5 protein-coding genes and 1 tRNA gene are annotated in these 4124 nt (G+C 70.0%); 5 read left to right on the top strand and 1 reads right to left on the bottom strand.

Translation table 11 applies throughout. The annotated features are described in order from the left end of the window. The first annotated feature begins 197 nt into the window (after positions 1–197). The 3 genes from KME75_RS40365 (at position 198) to KME75_RS40355 (ending at position 2488) form a co-directional block, all read left to right on the top strand. A complete protein-coding gene (locus KME75_RS40365) occupies positions 198–662 on the top strand; it encodes a peroxiredoxin (protein WP_219420275.1) in 465 nt (154 codons plus the stop codon). Positions 663–695: 33 nt separating this feature from the next. After that, positions 696–770: transfer RNA gene (locus tag KME75_RS40360), tRNA-Val, on the top strand. A gap of 77 nt (positions 771–847) precedes the next feature. Then, a complete protein-coding gene (locus tag KME75_RS40355) occupies positions 848–2488 on the top strand; it encodes a site-specific integrase (protein ID WP_219420274.1) in 1641 nt (546 codons plus the stop codon). A gap of 424 nt (positions 2489–2912) precedes the next feature. Here KME75_RS40355 and KME75_RS40350 read toward each other — a convergent pair whose 3' ends face one another. After that, positions 2913–3269: an XRE family transcriptional regulator gene (locus KME75_RS40350; protein ID WP_219420273.1), complete on the bottom strand. Its 357-nt coding sequence runs from the start codon at positions 3267–3269 to the stop codon at positions 2913–2915. A 232-nt stretch (positions 3270–3501) separates the two neighbouring features. Here KME75_RS40350 and KME75_RS40345 point away from each other — a divergent pair, with 232 nt between their 5' ends. Continuing rightward, positions 3502–3723 carry a hypothetical protein gene (locus tag KME75_RS40345; protein ID WP_219420272.1) on the top strand — a complete coding sequence of 74 codons (222 nt, stop codon included), beginning with the start codon at positions 3502–3504 and terminating at the stop codon, positions 3721–3723. Between the two features lie 178 nt (positions 3724–3901). Then, on the top strand, positions 3902–4124 hold a 223-nt coding region (locus KME75_RS40340), incomplete at its 3' end, for a hypothetical protein (protein ID WP_219420271.1).

Raw genomic sequence — 4124 nt, 5'->3', positions numbered from 1 at the left:
CCGAAGCCCGCACCCAGGAACGCAGCGTCGACTTGTCTTTGCCCCGGACCTCCAGGCGAGCAGCAGTCGGCATACGGCATTGTCTCAACCAGCCATCGTAAAGTCACTTACGACACGCAACACTAGGCTGGGTCGCGGCGGTGGCGCGCGACTAGGCTCTCCGCGACGAGACATCGCGATCCGAGGAGATCCAGCCCATGGCGCCCGAGGTCGGCAGCGAGGCCCCTGACTTCACCCTCAAGGACCAGAACAACCAGGAAGTGACGCTGTCGTCGTTCCGCGGCGACCGCAACGTCCTCGTGGTCTTCTACCCGTTCGCGTTCTCCGGTGTGTGCACCGGTGAGCTGTGCGCGGTCCGCGACGACCTGTCCAGCTTCCAGAACGACGACGTGCAGATCCTCGCGATCTCGGTCGACCACCCGTTCGCGCTCAAGGCCTGGGCGAACGCCGAGGGCTACGAGTTCCCGCTGCTGTCGGACTTCTGGCCACACGGCAGGACGGCGCAGGACTACGGTGTCTTCCTCGAGGACCGCGGCATGGCCGTGCGCGGCACCTTCCTGATCGACAAGTCCGGCATCGTCCAATTCGCCGAGGTGAACCAGCCGGGCGAGGCCCGCGACCAGACGGGCTGGAAGAAGGCCGTGGCCGACCTGGCCGCCTGACCTCCCGCCGGGCCCGACCGGGCCCGGCGACCGGGGCGCGTAGCTCAGCGGGAGAGCACTCGGCTTACACCCGAGCGGTCGCAGGTTCGAACCCTGCCGCGCCCACCAGGCAAGACGCACGTGCCGGAGCCTCGGCAAGCGCGATCGTGGCACCACATGTGGCACGAACGCGCTACTCTCCGCCCGTGTCCGGACGGCCGAGAGCGGGCAAGGCCCGAGCCCGCGGCAACATCGAGACGCTGCGCAGCGGTGCGCTGCGCGTCCGCGTGTACGCCGGCATCGACCCGGTGACCAAGAAGCGGCACAACCTGATCGAGGTTGTGCCGCCCGGGCCCGACGCGATGGGCAAGGCCGAGCTGATCCGCGATCGCTTCCTGATCCAGGTGGCGGAGAAGCGGAACCCGCGGACGTCCGCAACGCTCGACCAGCTCCTCAGCCGCTACCTGGATCAGTTCCACGGCGCGCCGAACACCCTCGATCTGTACCGGAGCTACGTCCGCAAGCACATCAGCCCCCTGCTGGGGCGCGTCGGCGTCGGGCAGCTGGATCCCGAAGCGCTGGATTCGTTCTACGCCGAGCTTCGTCGCTGCCGTGATCATTGCTCAGGGCGTCGCACGTTCACCCACCGCACCGACGGGGAGCACGAGTGCGACGGCCGCTGCGGGCCCCACGTCTGTCGCGGTCTCGGGCCCGCGACCGTCCGGCACATGCACTTCCTCCTGTCCGGCGCGTTCGAGCGGGCCGTGAGGTGGCGGTGGGTGGCCGTGAATCCCGTCCGTCAGGCCAGGCCGCCGGCGGCGCCGAAGCCGAACCCCCAGCCGCCGACCCCGGCCGAGGCGGCGCGGATCGTCACCGAGGCGTGGCGCGATCCGGACTGGGGCGCGTTCGTGTGGACCACGATGACCATCGGCGCCCGGCGGGGCGAGATGTGCGCGATCCGGCGTTCGTCGCTGAGCCTCGACGAGGGCCGGGAGACGGTGTGGCTGCGGAAGGCCATCCGCAAGGAGCACGGCACGCTCGTCGAGGCCGAGCTGAAAACGCACCAGCAGCGCCGCGTGGCGCTCGACCCCGGGACCGCCGAGGTGCTGCGCGAGCATCTGGAGCGGTGTGACGCGCGAGCCCGCGCGCTGGGCATCGAGCTCCCCGCTGACGCGTTCCTGTTCTCCCCGTCCCCGGACGGCTCGACCTTCCCCGCACCGGAGAGCGTGACCCAGCGCTACGACCGGCTCGCCGCCCGCCTCGGAATCGAAACGACCTTCCACAAGCTCCGCCACTACTCGGCCACCGAGCTGATCGCCGGAGGTGTCGATCCGCGCACTGTCGCCGGTCGGCTCGGCCACAGCGGCGGCGGGACCACCACACTCAGGACCTACAGCGCCTGGGTGGCGGAGGCCGACCAGCGCGCGGCACACGGACTCGGTGCGGGCATGCCACCCCGCCCGCCCGAGGTCGACGAGGCGACGCGAGCGCGCACGAACCCGCGGTACCCGTACGAGGTGCTCGCCGCCGGCCTGGCAGAGCAGATCGAGGAGGGCGTCCTGGCCGCTCACCACGCGGTCCCGCCGGCCGCGGCGCTCGCGGCGAAACACGGCGTCTCTCTGTCGACGGCGAAGCGGGCTCTGTCGCTCGCCCAGGAGTGGGGCTTGCTCACGCGCTTCGGGAACCGCCTGCGGGTCGTGCCACCGATCGACGAGGCGGACGACCGGGGCGCGTCAGCACCGAGCACGCACGCCGAGCCAGCGCCCGGCGGTGGAAGCGGGACACTTCTCACGTTCAGACTTCGGCACCTCGGGGCTGCTTCCATGTGCTCGTCGACGCGATCATAGCTGCCCGAGTAGTCGACGGTAGATCGCTTGTGGGCGTCTGACGGCACCGCTCTCCCAGCGGTTGACCAGGCGCACGTCCAGCTGAGTTCCGCGTTCCTCCTTCGTCTGGAACGCGAGGCGGACGACTTGGTCGACGAGGTCCTGCTGGGACCAGTGCATGGTGTCGTCACGCCAGCGCCGAAGTCGCAGGCCCCAAGGCTCGTCGATGCTTCCGCCCGCGCCCGACATGCTGACCCCCTCCCCGCCTACCGCAAGTCTGCCGGGGTTCTGCCCGTTGCTGCCAGCGTTCTGACGTGCTTTGTTCCGCCGTCGATCGCAATGGTCAACGGCATGAACAGCAGTGCACCACAGCCGCCCGAGTCGCGGCGGGCGTTCGAGGAACTCCGGGCCGAGGTTGACGCGGTCACGAGGCGCGTCGAGAGGCTCAGGACTGCTCGGCTTCGGGCCCTAGCCGACGCTCGATGGCGTCGAGCCGTCGAACGATCGCGCTCAGGTCCTCCTTGACCGAGTCAAGTTCCGCGAGGACGGGGTCGTCCGCGTCCACGGCGGCAACCGGCTCGCCTTCGAGGATTCGTGACAGCCGGTCGGCAGGCCACCCCAGGGCTTCGGAGACGGCGGCCAGCGTCCGTGGGTTCCGGCGCCGCGGCTGCAAGTTGTGCTGCAGCTCCCGAACGGTCATGAGCGCAACGCCGGCCCGGGCGGCGAGCTCCGCCTGCGTCATGTCGATCTCGGCCAGCCGCGCCTTTATCGCTGCCGCCACTGCGTCCCAGTCCTTCGCCACGCGCGCCTCCTGACCTGCTGATTTCGGTCCTGAGGTTAGCGGTCGGTCCGGGTGAGACGGCCTGAGCCTGCCAAGGTCGCGTAAGCCGACGATGCAAGTACTAATATTAGTGCTATAGTTAGCGGTCCGCATCTGGGGGCGGCTGATCGTGCCCGCGAAGGCGATCGACGCGATGGCGGACGTCGCGACCGCCGAGCAGACCGTCGTCGACGCCGCTGGGTGGGTGTGAGCCATGGGAACGATCGGAGCCCTGATCTTCTTCGCCGTCGTCGGGGCGGTGATCTGTGCGAAGGCGCGGAGCGCGGGCGGGGCGGTGGTGTTCTCGCTGATCGCGTTGGGCCTGTTCATTGCGACGCCGGCGGGGGCGGGGCTGCCGGGGATGCTGTCGGACTTCGTGTCCGCGGTGGCGGACGCGTCGGAGCCGCTGACCGAGGGTTCGGGGGCTGTGGGATGAGGGCAGATGTGGTTCGGCAGACGTCGCCCGCGTTCGCTGTTGGGACGCCGGGTGACGCCGATGACGACACGGTGCTGCTGACCTTCGAGGGTGCCACGGAGACGGTGTTCATCCGCCTGACGCGGCCGGAGGCCGCCGACCTGTGCGAGGAGCTCGCCCCGTATCAGGAGGCGAGCCGATGAGCGCGCCGACGGCGCGCTCGACCCGGCGGGAGCCGGTGGCGGGGCATGTGCGGTCGGAGGACTTCCGGCACCGCGCGGCGTGCCGCGGGGTGGACCCGGAGCACGTTGACCGGCCTTGCCACGAGGACCGTGGTGTGTCGCCGCCGGATCGGGCGTGTTGGTCGGTAGCTGTGCGGGCATGGCTGATGATCTCGATCGGGTTGTGGCTGGGTTGGTGCT

The organism is Pseudonocardia nigra (assembly GCF_019396355.1).
GTDB classification, from domain to species: Bacteria; Actinomycetota; Actinomycetes; order Mycobacteriales; family Pseudonocardiaceae; genus Pseudonocardia; species Pseudonocardia nigra.
Note: the sequence above shows the minus strand (reverse complement) of the source record. Positions and strands in the feature narration are given on the sequence as shown.